Annotated in this window: 17 protein-coding genes and 1 pseudogene; 6 read left to right on the top strand and 12 right to left on the bottom strand. The window is 57.8% G+C overall.

The features are described 5' to 3' along the window. Positions 1-58 precede the first annotated feature (58 nt). Complete coding sequence (locus tag J2Y39_RS06445) at positions 59-1,192, bottom strand: lactonase family protein (protein WP_310216062.1); 1,134 nt, start codon at positions 1,190-1,192, stop codon at positions 59-61. A 274-nt stretch (positions 1,193-1,466) separates the two neighbouring features. Here J2Y39_RS06445 and J2Y39_RS06440 point away from each other — a divergent pair, with 274 nt between their 5' ends. Further along, complete coding sequence (locus tag J2Y39_RS06440; protein ID WP_409037407.1) at positions 1,467-2,759, top strand: Nramp family divalent metal transporter; 1,293 nt, start codon at positions 1,467-1,469, stop codon at positions 2,757-2,759. A 42-nt stretch (positions 2,760-2,801) separates the two neighbouring features. Here J2Y39_RS06440 and J2Y39_RS06435 read toward each other — a convergent pair whose 3' ends face one another. The 5 genes from J2Y39_RS06435 to folE all read right to left on the bottom strand — a co-directional run bounded on the left by J2Y39_RS06435 (position 2,802) and on the right by folE (position 5,904). Next, positions 2,802-3,605 carry a DUF1206 domain-containing protein gene (locus J2Y39_RS06435; protein ID WP_310216059.1) on the bottom strand — a complete coding sequence of 268 codons (804 nt, stop codon included), beginning with the start codon at positions 3,603-3,605 and terminating at the stop codon, positions 2,802-2,804. A gap of 126 nt (positions 3,606-3,731) precedes the next feature. Next, positions 3,732-4,037 carry a DUF6482 family protein gene (locus tag J2Y39_RS06430; protein ID WP_016774774.1) on the bottom strand — a complete coding sequence of 102 codons (306 nt, stop codon included), beginning with the start codon at positions 4,035-4,037 and terminating at the stop codon, positions 3,732-3,734. Positions 4,038-4,051: 14 nt separating this feature from the next. Next, entirely contained in the window at positions 4,052-4,762 is a 711-nt protein-coding gene (locus tag J2Y39_RS06425) for an SDR family oxidoreductase (RefSeq protein ID WP_310216056.1), read from the bottom strand. Then, positions 4,759-5,301 (bottom strand): DUF3833 domain-containing protein, encoded by a 543-nt coding sequence (locus tag J2Y39_RS06420; RefSeq protein ID WP_310216053.1) that lies wholly within the window; start codon positions 5,299-5,301, stop codon positions 4,759-4,761. Before J2Y39_RS06420 ends, J2Y39_RS06425 begins: the two co-directional genes overlap by 4 nt. A gap of 45 nt (positions 5,302-5,346) precedes the next feature. Continuing rightward, entirely contained in the window at positions 5,347-5,904 is a 558-nt protein-coding gene (gene folE, locus J2Y39_RS06415) for a GTP cyclohydrolase I FolE (protein ID WP_041480339.1), read from the bottom strand. Between the two features lie 353 nt (positions 5,905-6,257). Here folE and J2Y39_RS06410 point away from each other — a divergent pair, with 353 nt between their 5' ends. After that, on the top strand, positions 6,258-6,569 hold the full coding sequence (locus J2Y39_RS06410) for a hypothetical protein (protein WP_130927275.1): 312 nt from the start codon (positions 6,258-6,260) through the stop codon (positions 6,567-6,569). Between the two features lie 169 nt (positions 6,570-6,738). Here the strand turns inward: J2Y39_RS06410 and J2Y39_RS06405 are convergent, their stop codons facing one another. After that, positions 6,739-7,698 carry a LysR family transcriptional regulator gene (locus tag J2Y39_RS06405; protein ID WP_310216049.1) on the bottom strand — a complete coding sequence of 320 codons (960 nt, stop codon included), beginning with the start codon at positions 7,696-7,698 and terminating at the stop codon, positions 6,739-6,741. Positions 7,699-7,787: 89 nt separating this feature from the next. On the opposite strand from J2Y39_RS06405, the gene J2Y39_RS06400 reads away from it, so the two are divergent. The 3 genes from J2Y39_RS06400 to J2Y39_RS06390 all read left to right on the top strand — a co-directional run bounded on the left by J2Y39_RS06400 (position 7,788) and on the right by J2Y39_RS06390 (position 10,632). Continuing rightward, on the top strand, positions 7,788-8,606 hold the full coding sequence (locus J2Y39_RS06400) for an NAD(P)H-dependent oxidoreductase (protein WP_252867631.1): 819 nt from the start codon (positions 7,788-7,790) through the stop codon (positions 8,604-8,606). Beyond that, a complete protein-coding gene (locus tag J2Y39_RS06395; RefSeq protein ID WP_122706234.1) occupies positions 8,603-8,893 on the top strand; it encodes a hypothetical protein in 291 nt (96 codons plus the stop codon). Before J2Y39_RS06400 ends, J2Y39_RS06395 begins: the two co-directional genes overlap by 4 nt. Before the next feature lie 284 nt (positions 8,894-9,177). Beyond that, positions 9,178-10,632, top strand: a complete 1,455-nt coding sequence (locus J2Y39_RS06390; RefSeq protein WP_252867630.1) for a TrkH family potassium uptake protein — start codon at positions 9,178-9,180, stop codon at positions 10,630-10,632. A 58-nt stretch (positions 10,633-10,690) separates the two neighbouring features. Here the strand turns inward: J2Y39_RS06390 and J2Y39_RS06385 are convergent, their stop codons facing one another. From J2Y39_RS06385 to J2Y39_RS06365, 5 genes are all read right to left on the bottom strand, one after another. After that, positions 10,691-11,176, bottom strand: a complete 486-nt coding sequence (locus tag J2Y39_RS06385; protein ID WP_310216045.1) for a DUF6130 family protein — start codon at positions 11,174-11,176, stop codon at positions 10,691-10,693. 120 nt (positions 11,177-11,296) lie between these two features. Further along, positions 11,297-13,687: a TonB-dependent siderophore receptor gene (locus J2Y39_RS06380; protein WP_310216042.1), complete on the bottom strand. Its 2,391-nt coding sequence runs from the start codon at positions 13,685-13,687 to the stop codon at positions 11,297-11,299. 121 nt (positions 13,688-13,808) lie between these two features. Further along, a complete protein-coding gene (locus tag J2Y39_RS06375) occupies positions 13,809-14,789 on the bottom strand; it encodes a FecR domain-containing protein (RefSeq protein WP_310216040.1) in 981 nt (326 codons plus the stop codon). Continuing rightward, entirely contained in the window at positions 14,776-15,294 is a 519-nt protein-coding gene (locus J2Y39_RS06370) for a sigma-70 family RNA polymerase sigma factor (RefSeq protein ID WP_310217317.1), read from the bottom strand. Before J2Y39_RS06370 ends, J2Y39_RS06375 begins: the two co-directional genes overlap by 14 nt. Before the next feature lie 271 nt (positions 15,295-15,565). Further along, a complete protein-coding gene (locus J2Y39_RS06365; RefSeq protein ID WP_310217314.1) occupies positions 15,566-16,654 on the bottom strand; it encodes an FAD-binding oxidoreductase in 1,089 nt (362 codons plus the stop codon). A gap of 198 nt (positions 16,655-16,852) precedes the next feature. Here J2Y39_RS06365 and J2Y39_RS06360 point away from each other — a divergent pair. Continuing rightward, positions 16,853-16,927: pseudogene (locus J2Y39_RS06360) on the top strand (integrase); the annotation flags it as partial. Positions 16,928-16,992: the final 65 nt, after the last annotated feature.

Genomic DNA, 16,992 nt, shown 5'->3' with positions numbered 1-16,992 from the left:
ACCGAAGCGGCAGGGAATTAGTTGCAGGGCTGCGGAGCAGTTGCTGCTCCGCAGATATTCATGCATCAGGCGTTTGCAGTATCTCGATCCATAAGGCGCCTTTGCCGGAGGCCGCTTCACCGACACGCTTCAGCGCGCCATCCTTGCTCACCGCGTAAGTACCGACCTTGGCGCTTTTCTCTCCGGTCACCAGCAGCCAGTGGCCATCTGGGGAGAAGGCGATATTGCGCGGTTGCTGTTCTTGCACCGGGTAGTTATCGAGAAACTTGAGTGCTCCTGTTCCCGGATCCACGGCAAATGCCGAAACGCTGCTGCTGGTGCGCTCACTCATCAGCAGCAGTTTTCCGTCCGGCGACATGCGCAGGTCAGCGGCCCAGATGCGTGGGGTCGGATCATCTTTCAAGTCATTGTTGCGCGCATCACGGACTTCGCCATGGGCCAGCTTCAAACGTTCGGGAATGCCATTGGCTTCAGCAAGTTGCGCCAACGCGCCGCTAGTGTCGTCGATTGAAAAGGCAGTCACGGTGCCGCTCATTTCACCGACCACGTAAAGGAATTTGCCGTTCGCCGAGAACGCCAGATGCCGAGGCCCGGTTTTCTCCGGGACGCTGACCGAGCCGCTGCCGATCGGGCTGAGCTCACCAGTGTTGGCATCCAGGCGGTATTGCAGAACCTTGTCGGTGCCCAGGTTGCCAGCGTAGGCAAAGCGATTGCTCGGCTCGGTGCGAATCGAATGCGCGTGCAGGCCTGTCTTGTAGCGAACCATATCGGCGGAAGGTTGGTAATCCTTGCTGATCTTCTGGACGCTGAGGGTATCGGCGCCGTAGGACGCCGCGAGCAGGTAGCGTCCTTTTCGGTCGGTCGACAGGTAGGCCATGCTTTCTGCGAGAGGAGCCTGAGTAAATTGCGTCAGGTGACCGCTTTTGGGATCGATCCGATAACCCACGACCTGGAAGGGCTTGACCCGCAAGGCTGCAAACAGCACTTTGCCGTCCGGGGTGAGCGCCATGGGATTGACCTGGTCGCCGGCCTGGATCTGCTCAACGAGGGTGAGTGCGCCGTTGTTCTGATCGAGACGGTATTGCGAGATCAGACCGTCGCCGGGGCTTGAGATGTAAGCGTAAGTAGCGGCGTTAGCCGTCACGCTCAACGTGGAGGCGAGCGCAGCGAACAAGAGGGTTCTTTTCATCATTTCCAGCCTTATTGTTGTTGTGATCAGTCATCCTATGAGTGATTTACTGGGGCATCAATGGCTTTTTGGTAAGCCTGCAAAGTCGCCATGCTTATTTGATAGGCGCGTAATAGATGATTTTGATCAGCAGAAATGATCGGAGAGCGTAGTCATGATTGAGCTTTGACACATTTTTACATACTCTCCCATTAGCGTTGTTGTACGACATCCTACCTAATGTGCGCAGTGCCACAACTCTCACAAAAACAATAACGGAGATACCCCTATGACGAGCATGGCTCCACTCGATCATCAGGCCGCTGCGAAACCGCAAAACCTGTTCCTGCGAACGCTGAAACTGCTCGGCCCCGGCATTATCGCCGTGCTGTCGTGGCTCGGTGCGGGCGATCTCATCACGTCTTCAGTGGCCGGTGCGAACTACGGCTACGCCATGATGTGGGTGCTGGCCGTCTCGTTGTTGCTCAGATACCTGATCGTCAACATCATTGCCCGTTTCCAGTTGTGCAATAACCAGGGCATGACCATTCTGCAGGGCTATGCCCAGCTCAACCCGGTGTTCGCCTGGTTCATGCTGGTTTATGCCTTGTTGATGGGGCACTTGATGAACGCCTACATGATCAAGGGGGCAGGGGAGTCTCTGGCGATGCTGTTCAAGATCGATCAGCCATTGCTGTGCTCGGTGGCGGTGGTGCTGGCGGTCTGGATGCTGGTCGGGCGCAACATCTACACGATGATCGAAGGCGTGATGAAGCTGCTGCTGGCGATCATGACCCTGGCGTTCATCGCTTTGGCGGTGATGTCCGGCCCGGATGTGAGCGGCATCATCAAAGGCACCATCGGCTTCAGCATTCCGCCGGACGAGGGCGTGCATGGCGCGTTGCTGGTCGCGGTTTCGGTGATCGGCGCGGTTGCCGGTTCGATTGCCAACTTCGTGCATCCCTATGTCATGCGCCAGAAAGGCTGGACCGGGCCGCAGCACAAGCGCATTCAACGTAACGATCTGCTGTTTGCGGTGTTCGTCGGGATCATCATCAACCTGGCGATCTGGATTGTTGGCGCGGAAATCCTGCGTCCCAATGGCATCGAGGTGAAAACCTTGGGCGATCTGGGCAAGGCGCTGGAAATCTTCTTCGGCCCGATCGGCTGGTACGTGTTCTTCATCGGTGTGTTCGCGACGCTGTTCGCCAGTATTTCAGGCAAGACCACGGCGTTTCCGATGCTGATCACCGATGCCTTCCAGCATGTTCGCCCTGAGCGTCGCGAGAAGTACGGCAAAGAGTTCCATCATGACCCGATGCACAAGTGGTTCATGCTGTTCATCCTGGTCACGCCGCTGATCTGGTCGATGCCGGGCATGCCGGATTTCGTGACTCTGACCATTGGCGTCAGCGCGTTGAACATCATTGGTTTGCCGGTGATTTCCCTGGGCTTGCTGATCATGTCCAACCAGAAGTCGCTGCTGGACAAGAAGTATCGCAACAACCTGTTCGAAAACATCGCGCTGTTGTTTGCTACAGGTCTGGCGCTGTGGGTAGCGTTCCAGTTGGGTGTTGATCTGTTTACTTGATGGGAAACAGTCGAGGGGGCACACGCCCCCTCGAATCGCCGCTTACAACGGCACATCCATTTCGATCCGGCGCCAGGCCGCTTCGGAAAAGCTGTACACCGAAAATGCGATCAGCCCCAACGCCATCAGCATCAACAGCACGCCACCTGCCGGAAGATTCTGCAAAGCATCCAGCGCTTCCTTCATGCCGGGTGGATTGGTTGCCTGGTAAACCGAGCCGCTGACCGCCATCAGCACTGCAATCTCGATAAACACCACGCCTCGGGCGATCAAGCCAAAGCGCGACACCGGGCGCACGTAACGCATCACTTCGTCATCCGCTTCGAAGTACTTCTCGAACGAGGCCTTCCAGCCTTTGATGATGTGGGCGATACCGACACCCAGCGGGATCAGCGCGATCAGGTAGATCAACAGGTTCGAATGCTCGAACGACAGCAGCTGCGCAAGCAGATCCTTGGTCTTGCCATCGCCGGAACCGCCCGAACTCCTGAGACCACTCACCAACAGACCCAAGGCGAAGAAGGCCAGCGCCGCGTTGACCAGACCGCCAGCAAGCAAACCTGCACGGATGACCAGACCTTTGAACTCGCTGCCGTGGTGGTCGACATCGCGGATCGCTTGCAACGCACGCCACGCGGCGAAGGCCAGCAGGCCGGCGACCACAACACCGATCAGCACATAGCCGAATGGCTGACTGAGTAATGCTTCGAGGCTATTGTGGCTGTCTTTCGGTTTGGTGGAGTCGTGCGCTGCCAACAGCGCGAAGATGCCGATGATCAGATACAGAACGCCGCGCGCGGCGTATCCGCCTCGGGCAAGCAGGACAAGCGTGTGTTGAGTGGACATGGGGTTTACTTCCAGGGAATCGATGTGAAGCAGACCCGTGGACGGGGCAGGGGTTCGATAAATGCGTCGCCGGTGGGCGACGCGCGCCTTATCAGCCTGCCATTCAGTGCTCGCCGCGCTTGAGCCTCATAAAGGCGTGGTCAGCGAAAATGGAATGCGCAGCTCTTCAACCGGCCCTGAATCCCGGCCGCACATTTCGTCGTGCACGCATTGTTGCACCAGTACGCAGGGAAACGCCGGCACGGTTTGTAGCAAGTCGCGCAGGTGGGTGATCGAACGCAGGTGCATTGGCTTGGCCGCGTCATCGAGCAAGGTGAACTGACCTTGATCCACGCGAATTCTCGCCAGATAAAAACCACCTTCGAGTGACAGCAGCTCCAGTTCGCGAACTTCACTGTTGGCCGCACGTTCGGTGAGGGTTTGCAGATTCATGCTTCACTCCTTGCCTACCAGGGCAGGCGTTCTCCATCGTAGGCGAAGAAATGGCCGCTGTCGGCCGGCGTCAGCGTGTCAATCAGAGTCAGTAATTGCCCGGCGGCAATGTCTGCCGGGCGGGCGCTCGCGGCCCCGCGAAAAGGTTGCGACAACGGCGACACCACCGTGCCCGGGTGCAGACTGAGCAAGCGACTCTGCGGGCGCGTGCGCGAAAGCTCGATGGCGGCGGTCTTGATCAGCATGTTCAGCGCAGCCTTGGAGGCGCGATAGGCGTACCAGCCGCCCAAACGGTTGTCGCCGATGCTGCCGACTTTTGCCGAAAGCATCGCCATCGCGCCTTGAGGTGCAAGCAATGGCAGAAAGTCGCGCAGCAGCAATGCAGGCCCCAGCGTGTTGACCTGGAACACGGCCTGCAGCGACTCGGCGTCGATCGCGCTGTAGCTTTTTTCCGGCTTGATCCGGTCACGATGGAGGAGGCCGGCCGCGTGAATGATCAGGTGAAAGGGCGCTTCGCCTGCCAGTTCAGCGGCGGCGCTGGCGATCGTTTCGGGTTGCTCGAGGTCGAGCTTCGGCACAGTCTGGCGTCCCAGCGCACGGACGCTGGCGCAGCGTGGATCCTGTTTCAAATGTTGGCAAAACGCCGTGCCGAGGGCGCCCCTGGCGCCGATCACCAGAGCGCGATAACCGTCGCCGAACGAGGCCAGGGTCAACCCACTGCTCATGGTTTCGTCCCAGCGTTCTGGCGCCGGAAGAACACCGTCACCTGGCCGACCTCAATACCCCACTTGGACATACTCGTGCGGTTGATCAGCGTGTCCTCGTCGACCAGGTACATCCAGTCGTCCATGCTCATCTCGTAGGTCGAGTCGTCGACTGGCAGGTTCAGGCGATAACGCCAGTGGAAGGTGTTTCCAGCGATCTGGCCCTGAGCAACCCCGACCACATCGTGCGCGCGACCGCTCCACTGACCATTGCCCCCGGGAGTGAGGGTCCAGACTCGGCGTTCACGGGTGCCGTCGCTGTAACGGAAGCGCTCGTCGAGGATCAGGTTTTCACCTTCACGACGGCTGGCAATATCGACCTCAAACCGCTTGACCACTTCGCCGTTGCGCTTCTGGAACATTCCCCAGGCTTTGACGGGCTGGCTGAAAAACTGCTCCAGATTCAATGCCGGTTGCTGGTCAGCGTAACGAGCAACATCGACACTGCCGCAGCTTGCGATGCTGAGCGCCAGTCCTAACACCAGCAGAAATCGGGTCATGTGCCTACTCCTTGAGCTTGTACAGGTAACAGATTATGTATAGGCCTAGCGCCGTCCGATGAGCTGGAGAAATTCCTGCCGCGTCGTCGAGCTGTCGCGAAAGGCACCGAGCATGACCGAGGAGGTCATGATCGAATTCTGCTTCTCGACGCCGCGCATCATCATGCACATGTGCCTGGCTTCAATGACCACCGCGACGCCGGCGGCATCGGTGATCTGCTGGATCGCCTGAGCAATCTGCCGAGTGAGGTTTTCCTGGATCTGCAGGCGTCTCGCGAACATGTCGACCACCCGCGCCACCTTCGACAGCCCCAACACCCGGCCAGTGGGGATATACGCCACATGCGCCTTGCCAATAAACGGCAGCATGTGATGCTCACACAGCGAATAAAGCTCGATGTCGCTGACGATCACCATTTCATCGCTCTGCGACTCGAAGAGCGCGCCATTGGTGACGTCTTCCAGGCTCATCCCGTAACCATTGCACAGGTATTGCATCGCCTTGGCGGCGCGCTGGGGCGTGTCCAGCAAACCCTCGCGTTCCGGGTTCTCACCGACGCCAACGAGGATTTCACGGTAATGGCTGGCTAGTAGTGGGCTCATTCGGGTTACTCGTGGCGGTGCGGGTTAAGGACACAGTCGGGTGAAAAGGTTGTACGCATACAGGTTGGCTGTATAGGTTTTATTCAAGATAGGCCGAAAAAAATCAACTGACAATGAATCGGTGATTTTTTTGTGCGGGTTTGGGATTTCAGGCAGGACAAACCTGGGGTCAGGTTTGGTGAGCGGCTTGCGTGGCGCCGATGTGCGGGCGTCTCAGCTCATAGCTGCCGGTGGCGGATGGCAGCTATCGGCCAGAGCGTACGCCCAGCGAACTTTTTTCAACCCAAAGCGCTCGTCATCATGTTCAAGTATTATTGCGTCGATGCTCGGACTATTCATAGGTAGGTTGATGCATGGCCAGAAGCATTAGGCTTCAACAGAAACTTCATTCAAAGTATCTCATTGAGGTAGCGGGAGAGGTGGTGCTTGATGACTGCCTTGTTGAAAAGCTATGGGCGCTCAACAGAGGTGACAGGTTTGAGTTGAACTCACGCTCCATCGGTTTTGGACCTGTTCAAAAATACCGCTTGGAATACGCGATAACGAGAGGCCCCATTCCTGGGCATTGGCTCTACAAAGAATTTGACCCAAAGGAACTGACATTATTTTTTACGGCAAAAGACTTTGCCGGCATTTGCCATGGCTGGACCTTGTTTGACGAGTGACCATTCACGGTTCGCTGCCTGGGAGGCAGCTTCCGGCCAAAAACAGTCATTCAGGTATGCCGATAAAACCATAATCGGCCATACGTAGATGGATGGAAATTTATTGCCTCAGCGAGCTTGCAAGAGCGAGCCAACCAGCGAGCCTTTGACCTATCGAGTACTCGACACGCTAGCTTGTCTGGACGGGTTTTAAGGTTGTCAGAGTTCTTGGGTTGCCATAATCGGATGCACGAGAATCGGCCACGCGAGTGATGAACTCACGTACCCATTTGAAGCCGGCGTGCCCATCCGACCGCTCATGCCAGAACAAGCCAATCGCAAAACCTTCCACCGGCAAGGGAGGGGCTACGCACAGCAGTTGCTCGCTGCGACCGTCTACAAGACGACTTGGAACCAGGGCCACACAATCCGACTGCGCGACCAACTCCGGTACTGGAAGAAATGACGACGCTGAATGAACGACGTTACGCCGCAGCCCGTGCGCTACCAAGGCGTGATCCACCGAGGTAGAGAAGCCTCCGCCGCGCAGTGACACCACGACATGTTCCAGCTGCGCGAACTCATCCACGGTCAGGCCCGCGCGCAGGCTTGGATGCCCACGACGCCCGATCAGCACGTAACTCTCATCATAGAGGTGTTGCGAGTGCAGTGCGGGCGGAACCCCGTTCATGTTTATCACGGCCAGATCCACCTCGCCGCGGGTCATCTGCAGCTCCAGCTGTGGTACGTCCAGGACGCGCAGTGCGATGCGGACACCCGGCGCTTCGCGTCGCATGGCGACAACGAGATGTTTGATCAAAACCGCCTGCACGTAATCCGTGCAGGCGATTGATACCGTCAGGCTCGCCGTCGCGGGCTCGAAATTCAGATGAGTAGTGACGGTCGCCCTTACCTGGTCAAGTGCCTGGCGAAGCGGCACGAGCAGCTCCAAGGCTTTGACGGTGGGCGTCATTCCACGCTGCGCGGGGATCAGAAGAGGGTCGTTGAAGACGTCGCGCAGACGGCTCAACTGAGCGCCGACTGCTGGCTGGCTCAAATGCAGACGAGCGGCAGCCCGGGTCACGTTCTGCTCAATGAGAAGGGCCTCCAACGTCACAAGCAGATTTAGATCAAGGCGTCTGGTATCCATCGATCTTATGTTAGCAGCAAAATTTTGCGATTTCACAGATGGCCCGAGCCCCGCGACACTCCTTCGAAATCACAGCGGAGCCGTCCTTCATGTCGAAAAAAGTACTGATCATCTATGCCCATCCCGAGCCTTCGTCGCTAACGCGGCAACTGGTGGATGTGTCTGTTGAATGCTTGACTGCGCAAGGACACGAGGTCCTGCAATCCGATCTATACGCCATGGGCTGGAAAGCGATATTCGACGAGCACGACTTTCCTCAGCGGGCCAACCCTCAGCGGCTCTCGTTCGGAGCAGAGTCCGCCCACGCCTATCGTCATCGCAGCCAAAGCCCTGACGTGGCGGCGGAGCAAGACAAGGTTCTAGCGGCAGACGTAGTCATCTTCCAGTTTCCGCTCTGGTGGTACGGCATGCCTGCCATCATGAAGGGATGGATAGATCGCGTCTGGGCAGCCGGACTCGCCCACGGCTACAAGGACGCTGGCAACGCCTACCGCTATGGTGACGGCGCTTTCAAAGGCAAGCGGGCCATGTTGTCAGTCGCTGTCGGCGGCCCCGCAGAAGACTACTCGCCGCGCGGCATCAACGGACCACTCGAGCAATTGCTGTTTCCGATCACGCACGGCTCGCTCTACTTTCCTGGGTTCGATGTGCTGCCGACGTTCGCCATATACGGCACTGGCAACTTGACCGCCGCAGATGCCGTCGCAGCTAAAGAGGCTTGGCGCACCCGACTCGAGGATTTGTTCACAGATGCGCCAATACCCTTCCGGCCCCAAAACGGTGGGGACTACACTCCCCGCAATGAGCTTAAACCGAATGTGGCCGTGGGCCAGAGCGGCATAATGGCGCACGTTGCTTATGGTGAAACAATCCAGCGCAAGCAGCTGAAAACGGAGGAGGTGACATGAAAACCTTCGTGATTCTGACTCGCCGTGCTGATGGAGCGGCAGAAGACTTCAAGCGGCTGGCGAAACCGGAGGTAGTGCACGTTTGGCAAGGCTTCGCTGGCGGTATCGTGCGCGCAGTTCATGGGCTGGCCGATGGTCCCGGTGCCGCGTTTGAACTGGAGTCCGTCACCTTCGAAGAGGCGCGTGATTACATCGAGGCGCTGCCTTACGTCAAAGGGAATCTGCTACACGTGCAGTACTGCGCGCTCAAGCCCTTCTCTGATTACGAGAAACTCGTTTCCTCCTGATGAGCGATCAGCGCAGATCAACTCCCGTTTGCACGGCGCTGCATGCTGCAGCCAGATTTTACGCGCAACATGCAGCGTCAGGCCGGGACTCGTTTGATGCGAAGAGGGCTGGCACTGGCGGCTTCTGCCGTTTCCGGCCTGTTGCGAAGGCCTGTAATTGACTCATAGCCACGCTTTGACTCCCGCAGCCTGACTGATTGCAGGTCAAAATTTTACGGAGAATTTACGCAGTCTTTATTGAGGGCATCCGATACTGCGCGGCGCTAATTTGGAACGGTATCGTGATGTCCCTCGCAGCAATTCGGCTTATCGGCTTCATTTTGGGTATTTTTTTGATCACCCTGGCGGTAAGCATGGCTATACCCATGATGACGCTGGTGATCTATGAGCATAGCGACGAACTGTCGGCCTTTCTCTGGTCGAGTCTGATTACCTTCATCTGTGGTCTGCTGTTGATCGTGCGAGGGCGTCCGGAGACTGGCAATCTTCGGCCCAGGGACATGTACCTGTTGACTACCGCTAGCTGGGTTGTTGTGTGCGCCTTCGCAGCGTTACCCATGGTTTTCATCAGTGATATCAGCTACACCGATGCGTTCTTTGAAACGATGTCGGGCATCACCACCACTGGCTCGACGGTACTCACCGGTCTGGATATCGCCTCTCCCGGCTTGTTGATCTGGCGTTCCATGCTGCACTGGTTAGGCGGCATCGGTTTTATCGGAATGGCTGTCGCGATTCTTCCGCTCTTGCGAGTCGGCGGCATGCGTCTTTTTCAGACAGAGTCCTCGGACTGGTCGGAGAAAGTGACACCACGTTCTCATGTCGCAGCCAAGTACATTCTTTTGCTCTATCTGGGCCTGACGGGTATCGGCACTTTGGCGCTCTGGCTCGCAGGAATGACCCCATTCGAAGCGATCAACCACGCAATGTCGTTGATCTCTACCGGCGGGTTCTCGACGTCGGACTCCTCCCTCGGGCACTGGGAGCAGCCAGCAATCCACTGGGTGGCGGTAGTCATCATGATCCTGGGCAGCCTGCCATTCACCTTGTACGTCGCAACCTGTCGGGGCAATCGGCGTGCGCTGATCAGGGACCACCAGGTACGCGGGTTTATTGGATTCCTGCTCGTCACATCGTTGGCAGTAGGTACCTGGCTGTATTTTCACAGCGACTACGGATGGTGGGACGCGTTTCGTATCGTGGCGGTCAATGTGACCTCGGTCGTCACGACCACCGGAATTGCGGTTGGCGACTACACCTTGTGGGGCAGCTTCGCTGTGTTGCTGTTTTTCTATCTGACCTTCGTCGGTGGCTGCTCCGGCTCAACGGCAGGCGGGCTGAAAATCTTCCGTTTTCAGGTGGCTGCCGCGCTTCTGGTCAGCAGCTTGAAGCAGTTGATTCACCCTCGGGCCGTGATTCAGAAAAAATACAACGGCCATCCCATCGACGAGGAGATCGTCCGTTCGCTGCTGACCTTCTCGTTTTTTTTCACCATCACGATTGCCGCCATCGCTTTGGGCCTGGCACTGATCGGGCTTGATTGGATTACCGCTCTGAGCGGTGCCGCTACGGCGGTGTGTAACGTCGGCCCCGGCCTGGGCACAATCATCGGGCCGGCAGGTAATTTCTCGTCACTGCCGGATGCGGCCAAATGGCTACTCACCGTTGGCATGCTGCTAGGCAGGTTGGAAATCCTGACGGTGTTGGTGCTCGTGACCCCGGTCTTCTGGAGATATTGAGCCAGTCAATCGCTGGCAGAGACGCCGATTGTTGCCTGTTACGGTGATAGCACGGCGGTCATGGTTTTACCGCGTGATGATCGTCAGTACGGGGAGCGTCCGTCGGTTTATTCTCCGGTACTGTAAAACTCACTGTCGTACTGGTGATGATCTGGTGCGTCGGGTCGGCCACTTCCAAGAGAACCTTGTGAGGACCGGGGGTTAGCCCGACCAGGATAATCGGGTCTTCACTGGTGTGCGCCCACGTACCTTTCCAGTCATCGACGGTCACGTGAAGGTGACCTAAGCGTGGTGATACCTGCGCAGCCACCTTGCCAAATACCGGCATGATCCTGGCGTGCTCTGTTCGAAACTGGATGATGACCACTCCACGGGCGAGCGGCTCGGCAAGCGGCGCGTAGGCAATGAGTTTCGGCGCACTCTCGGATGCCAATGGCAGTATCGCCGGTGGAGAATCGCTGTCTGCTGCCCCTTGTCCGAGCACGGATGTGCAAAAGCAGACACCCACAGCCAGGGCCAATAGACTTCCGGGAGCGAGGGACATGATCTGGTTCTCCGCGTGATTTCATTCAAGCGTAGATCAAGCTGAGTATGCCCGTAGTTAACGGTGCTCGCGGTAACGCGGGCACCGTTTCCTTTACGAAAAAATAGGCTACCCGCCTAATTACCAGTTGTAGCTCAGTTTGGCGGTAATCTCGCGGCCCGGGTTGTAGAAGTTCGCCGTGCCGGAGCCGACCACGTGCTGCTCATCCAGCAGGTTGCTGACGTTCACCGCCAGGTCGGTGCCCTTGGCGATCTTGTAGTTGAAGGCGGCGTCGAACAGGGTAGTGCCATCGCTTTTGCCGGAGTTGGCTGCATCGAAGTAATAAGCGCCGACGTAGCGCGCACCCAGGCCCACGCTGACATCAGTGGCGGGTACGTCGTAGTAACTCCAGAGCGAAGCGGAATGCTTGGGTGCCGTGGCGAACTCGTTGCCCTTCAGGGAACTGCCGTCATACAACGAACCGCGCAGTACCTCGGACTCCATGTAGGAATAGCCACCGATCAGGCTGAGGTTCTGCGTCACCTGCGCTTTGGCCTCCAGGTCGAGGCCACGCGCCCTCGATTCGCCCACCGTCTGCTGCTCGATGATGCCGCTCGGCAGCACCACAGCGATGGTGACATTTTCCTGGGTCAGGTCGTACACGGCGGCGGAGAACAGTGCATCCATCCCCATCGGCGCATACTTCACGCCGACTTCGTACTGCCTGCCTGTCTGCGGTGTCACGCCGACCTGCGGCGGCGAGACGGATTCGACCATGCTCACATAGGTGGAGACTTCATCGTTGACGATATAGGTCAACGCACCTCGGTAGGAGGTTTCGGAGAAGTTGTCTTTCTCGGTGGATTGCAAGCCTTTGCTGGTCAGGTCCATCGAGTCGTTGCGCACACCTCCGGTGACGATGAAACGCTCGTAGAACGACAGGTTCTGCTGAAGAAACACAGCCTTGGTGGTCGCGTCTCGCTTGTTGACGGCATACGGCGCGATTGAGCGTGGAACGCCAGTAAACACCGGGTTGGCAATGTCGATCGGGGTTGTCAGGGCGTAGACCGAGCTTTCCTTGGTGGTCGAATCGAGGTACTCCACGCCCACCAGACTGCTGCTGTCGATGTTCTCGAAGCGGGCATCGTATTGCAGCATCAGATTGCCGTTGAACTGGTCGGCTTCAGTGTCGGTTCCGAACAGGTAGCGATCGACGGTGGTACCGACACGTGCGGCGCTGTCGCTGAGGTACACGTAGCCGAAATCATCGGTCAACTTGCTGTAACGCAGATTGCTGCGCAGCACGAAGCCGTTGTCGAAATCATGGGTGACGTTACCGCTGAGGCTGGTGCGCTCGACATCGTGGAAGTTGTAGCTGGGCTCGCCATAAAACTTGCTGCGGTCGTATTCCCGATCCAGTGGATAGCCGCCGCTGTTGGGCGAACTTTCGGTTTTCAGGTAGTCCAGAATCATCGTGGCCGATGTGTAATCCGTCGGTGCCCAGGTCAGGCCACCCATGAACAACTGGTTGTCGTCCTGCGAATGATCGTACTCGCGATCGCTGTTCTGGCCTTTGGCAGTAAAACGGCCGGCCAGGGTTTTCTCGTCGTTCAGCGCATCGCCGACATCGATGCCGGTCTCGACATGATCAAACGAACCGTAGGTCACATAGCCTTGGCCAAACTTCTCGAAGCGCGGCTGTTTGGTCACGAAATTTACCGAACCGCCCGGGTCCGCAGGGCCAAACAGGGTGGAGTTGGCGCCACGCAGAATCTCGATGCGCTCATAGGCGAATGGGTCTTCGCGTACGCCGCGCATCGAGCTGAGGGTCAAGCCGTCACGGTAGGTGGTGGCCTGGAAGCCGCGGATCTGGAAATAGTCGTTGCGATCATCCGTACCATAGAAGTCACTGACCACGCCCGGCGTGTATTGCAGCGCTTCTTCCGTGGTGCTGACGCTGCGTTGCTGCATTTCCTTGTTGGTCACCACCGACACCGATGCCGGTGTATTGAGAATGCTGGTTGCCACCTTGCCGCCCACCCAGAGTTCCTTGGCAACCACCGAGTTGGCGTCGTCGTCGGCACTGACCCGGACCTTGGCATTGATGATGAGCGGGGCGAGGCGGTAGTCCTCGGCGGCCGTTGCGTCGAGCTCTAACGGGCCGGCGGTTTTTGCTTGAGGGGTCAGCAGGTAAGCATTCGCGCCTTGCTGTTCGATCTGCAACTCGCTGCCCTGGAGCAAGGATGACAGCGCTGCCGATGTATCGAGCGTGCCATTCACGCCAGCCGTGGTGCGGTTCGCAACACTCGAGGCGTCGAAGGAAAGACTGATGCCAGCCTCGCGCGCAAAGCGGTCAAGCGCTGGCGCCAGTGGCCCGGGGGCGATATTCCACTGTTTGACTTGATTGCTGTGATCAGCGCCCGAGGTTTGCGCCAGCGATGGCAATGCGTAGCTGCTCACGATCAAACCCAGGATCGCACCGTGCATGGCACGACTTAATGGATGGCGCTGTGAAACCGGGGACGAACTCATTTTCTCGCTCCAAGAAAGGATATCGGCAGACTGGCCTGTATTCCGGCCTTCCTTAGAGGTCGAACGAGAATGAGAAACCACCTCATTATTTTTCAGGTAGCGAAAAAATATTCGGGTGGAGTCAGGTGGCAGCGGTTACGGTGACCCAGTAACGGGTTCGGTAATCAATGTGCAGGCGCAGTGACTGCGCGATCAATGCCAGGACCCGATCGTTGTCGGCGAGCTGGAAGGTGCCGGAAACGCGTCGATCAGCGACCTCTTCCGCGCAGCGCAGGACTCCTGGGCGATAACGCGACAACTCTGCGATGAAGTCACCAAGGCGCATATGGTTCGTACTGATCACTCCGTCACCCCAACCCCATGGATCAAGGCCGTTGTCCCTGAACGTTCGGGTGCCGGTTGGGGTGAACAGCAGTTGGTTTCCTGCCAGGACGTTGCGGCTCGCAGGCGTTTGACTGGAGCCGGGGAACACCGTGACTGATCCTTCCTGGGCCGCGACCAGAGTGCCGTCGTCACGCTCGCGGACCAGAAAGCGCGAGCTGTGGGCTCGCATCATTCCGTCGCGTGATTGCACCCACAACGGTCGTGCTTGCGGGGAGTATTGATCCGCACCGACATTCACGATGATTTCACCTCGGCGCAGGATGATCAGGCGCCGCTGGGCGTCGAAATCGCTGTCGACGGCGCTATCGCTATTGAGCTGGATAAGGCTGCCATCATCGAGTTCGAAACGTCGTTGCTCGCCGGTGCTGCTGCGCTGCTGTGCAAGCATGGAGGGCAGGGGGGTGTAGTCGCGGCCGAGCCAGGCTGCCGTGCCGACCGTCGCCAATACGCCCAGTAGCTTCAGGCTTTCCCGCCGGCGCATTCCCTGCTGGGCGCCCTTAAGGGTTTGTCGAGCCAGTTGAGCTGGCACGCCTTCGAATTCATCGCCAAGCGTTTCCACACGCTGCCACGCCAACGCATGCTCCGGGCGCTGCTGCAGCCAGTGCTCGAACGTGCGCTGTGTCTGTTCATCGGCTTGATTGAAGCGTAGGCGCACCAGCCATTGGATCGCCTGCTCGACAATGGCCGGATCCAGCGCCTCAGGCTCAGGCCTCGACATAACGCAAGCGGTAGCAGTGTTGCAGGGCCGTGGCCAGGTCGCGCTCCACCGTCGCGCGGGAAACACCGAGCTTTGCGGCGATTTGCGCGCAGGTCAGACCGTCGAGTCGGGCAAATAAAAACGCCTGGCGTACTCTTGGTTTAAGCGAGTCGAGCAGACGGTCTATGCGCTCGAGCGCATCAAGAATCATCAGCCGGTTTTCTTCCGAGGGAACCTCGTGTTGAGGCAGCAACGTGATGCTTTCCAGGTAGGCGCGTTCGAGTTCGCGACGACGATACTGATCAATCATCAACCCTCGGGCAATGCTGCTCAAATAAGCACGTGGTTCGCGCAGGGCGCCGGACTGATGACGGTGTTTGAGCACACGGACGAAAGTGTCCTGCGCCAGATCTGCGGCGTTGTCGCGACAGCCGATGCGCCGAATCAGCCAGCCCTGTAACCACGAGAAGTGGGTGCGATAGAGCAGCCCTGGATCTGCAGTACCTAGTGTTTCGTCGCTACGCATCGGCATCCCGGGACATACATGATTGATAATGAATCGCATTCTACTCAGGCGTTGGGCCATCAGGCAAATACGTCGCGCGTAGTGTCTGTTTCGGGCGAAATGACGCCCCGGGTTTCTTGGACAATTGGCCACAGTTCAGGCTGACGCGCCGATCCCGGTAATAGGCCCAGGCTGGGTTGCTGCGTTACTGGTCAGAGGTGCAGTCATTCTTGGTTTGTCCCTTCATCGCATCACCTTGGGTTCGAACGTCTGCTCTTGGCCGATTTCTGCCTCACAAGAGGCTTCCCTCCGCTTGCAAAAATCGATCAGGCCGGCATGGGCAAAGGGCACTGGACACCTTGTCATCGATGATCTCCTCGCTGGCCAGACGTCCCACTATCGCCGCCAGAGTAATTCCAGGGTGCATTGCACAAACGTAGACGCCACCTATATTGGGGAGATAACCGATGATGGGGATGCCATCGGCAGGCATGGGCCTGAGGCCGACACAAGCCCGTTCCGGTTCTATGGAGACGACACCATGGAGTTCGTTCTGGATTGTCTTGGCAGTGCGAAGCGCTATCGCTGCCGGCTGATTTTCCACGGCATCGTTCAGATAATCTTCCGCCGCGAGCAACGCACCATCCGAACTTTGCCGCACTTCCATTTCAGGGCTGGATATGAGGGTGTGTACGAGGTCGGGTTGTGATTTGTAACGGATGAAAATGGCAGGCGAGGCCTCTATTGGCAGGAACACTCCAAGCATGTCTGTCAGTTTCGTGATGCCTGTCCCGGCTGCCAGTACGACAATATCGGCATCGAGGCTGCCTATCGTTGTTTCGACTCCAGTCACCGTTGCACCCTGGGTTACAAAACCGAGCACTCGCGTCTGAGTGAGAATCTTCGCCCCATATGCCTGCGCACCTGCGATCAACGCATGCGTAGCTGCCACTGCGTCCAGCGCTCCTTCTTCAGCTGCATACAGAGCAGACTGGGGAGGGTTCTTGAGATTTGGTTCCAAGTCGAGAATCTGCGATCGAGACACCAGGTTTGCTGAAGCCTGGTGACCTGAGACTGGCAGTGCCTCAATCGCCAGCGCACTGTAAGACAAGGCGCCTGTCCATCTTATCTCCAGACCAGGTAGCTGCGTTTCGAGTCGGTGGTACTCCTTGATGGCAGAACCGCGCAGTTGCGCGATCGGGTCGGGTTCGGGGTGTGAGGTATTGAGCCAAGCGAATGAGCTGCCAGTCACTCCCGAAGATATATCTTCAGCTTCTACCAAAGTGACATTCGCGCCTTTACCTGCCAAGTGATACGCCAATGACGCGCCAACGATGCCTGCACCAATGACAACGACCCTTTTGCCCTGACCATTTCCCATATCAACCTCCGTTTTGTCGATGTGCCGATGGTACGGCAGCCGGATGATTTCATGACATGAGAACCTGATCGTTGAGCTTTTAAGTGTCTGCTTCTGGCCGAATCCGACAACGGTGCCGCGCGACTGATCCACCCCGGTCCTTCACCCACGTGGAGGGCACCACCATGTACATACACAATCGCCAAATATCGACATCTGGAAATTGCTGAGCAAACCCGAACTGTGCTGGAGGCCTGGACGCATCAGGCGTGCCTGCGCAGCGAGGACTTCTTATGCTGCAATCACTATTGACTCACCGATCGCTAGCGGATGAGACCGGCTAAGATGAGTGGTTGGCG

It is taken from the genome of Pseudomonas sp. 2957, from assembly GCF_031456345.1.
Classification (GTDB): domain Bacteria; phylum Pseudomonadota; class Gammaproteobacteria; order Pseudomonadales; family Pseudomonadaceae; genus Aquipseudomonas; species Aquipseudomonas siliginis.
The sequence above is the reverse complement of the archived record's forward strand: the minus strand, read 5'-3'. Positions and strand labels throughout refer to the sequence as shown.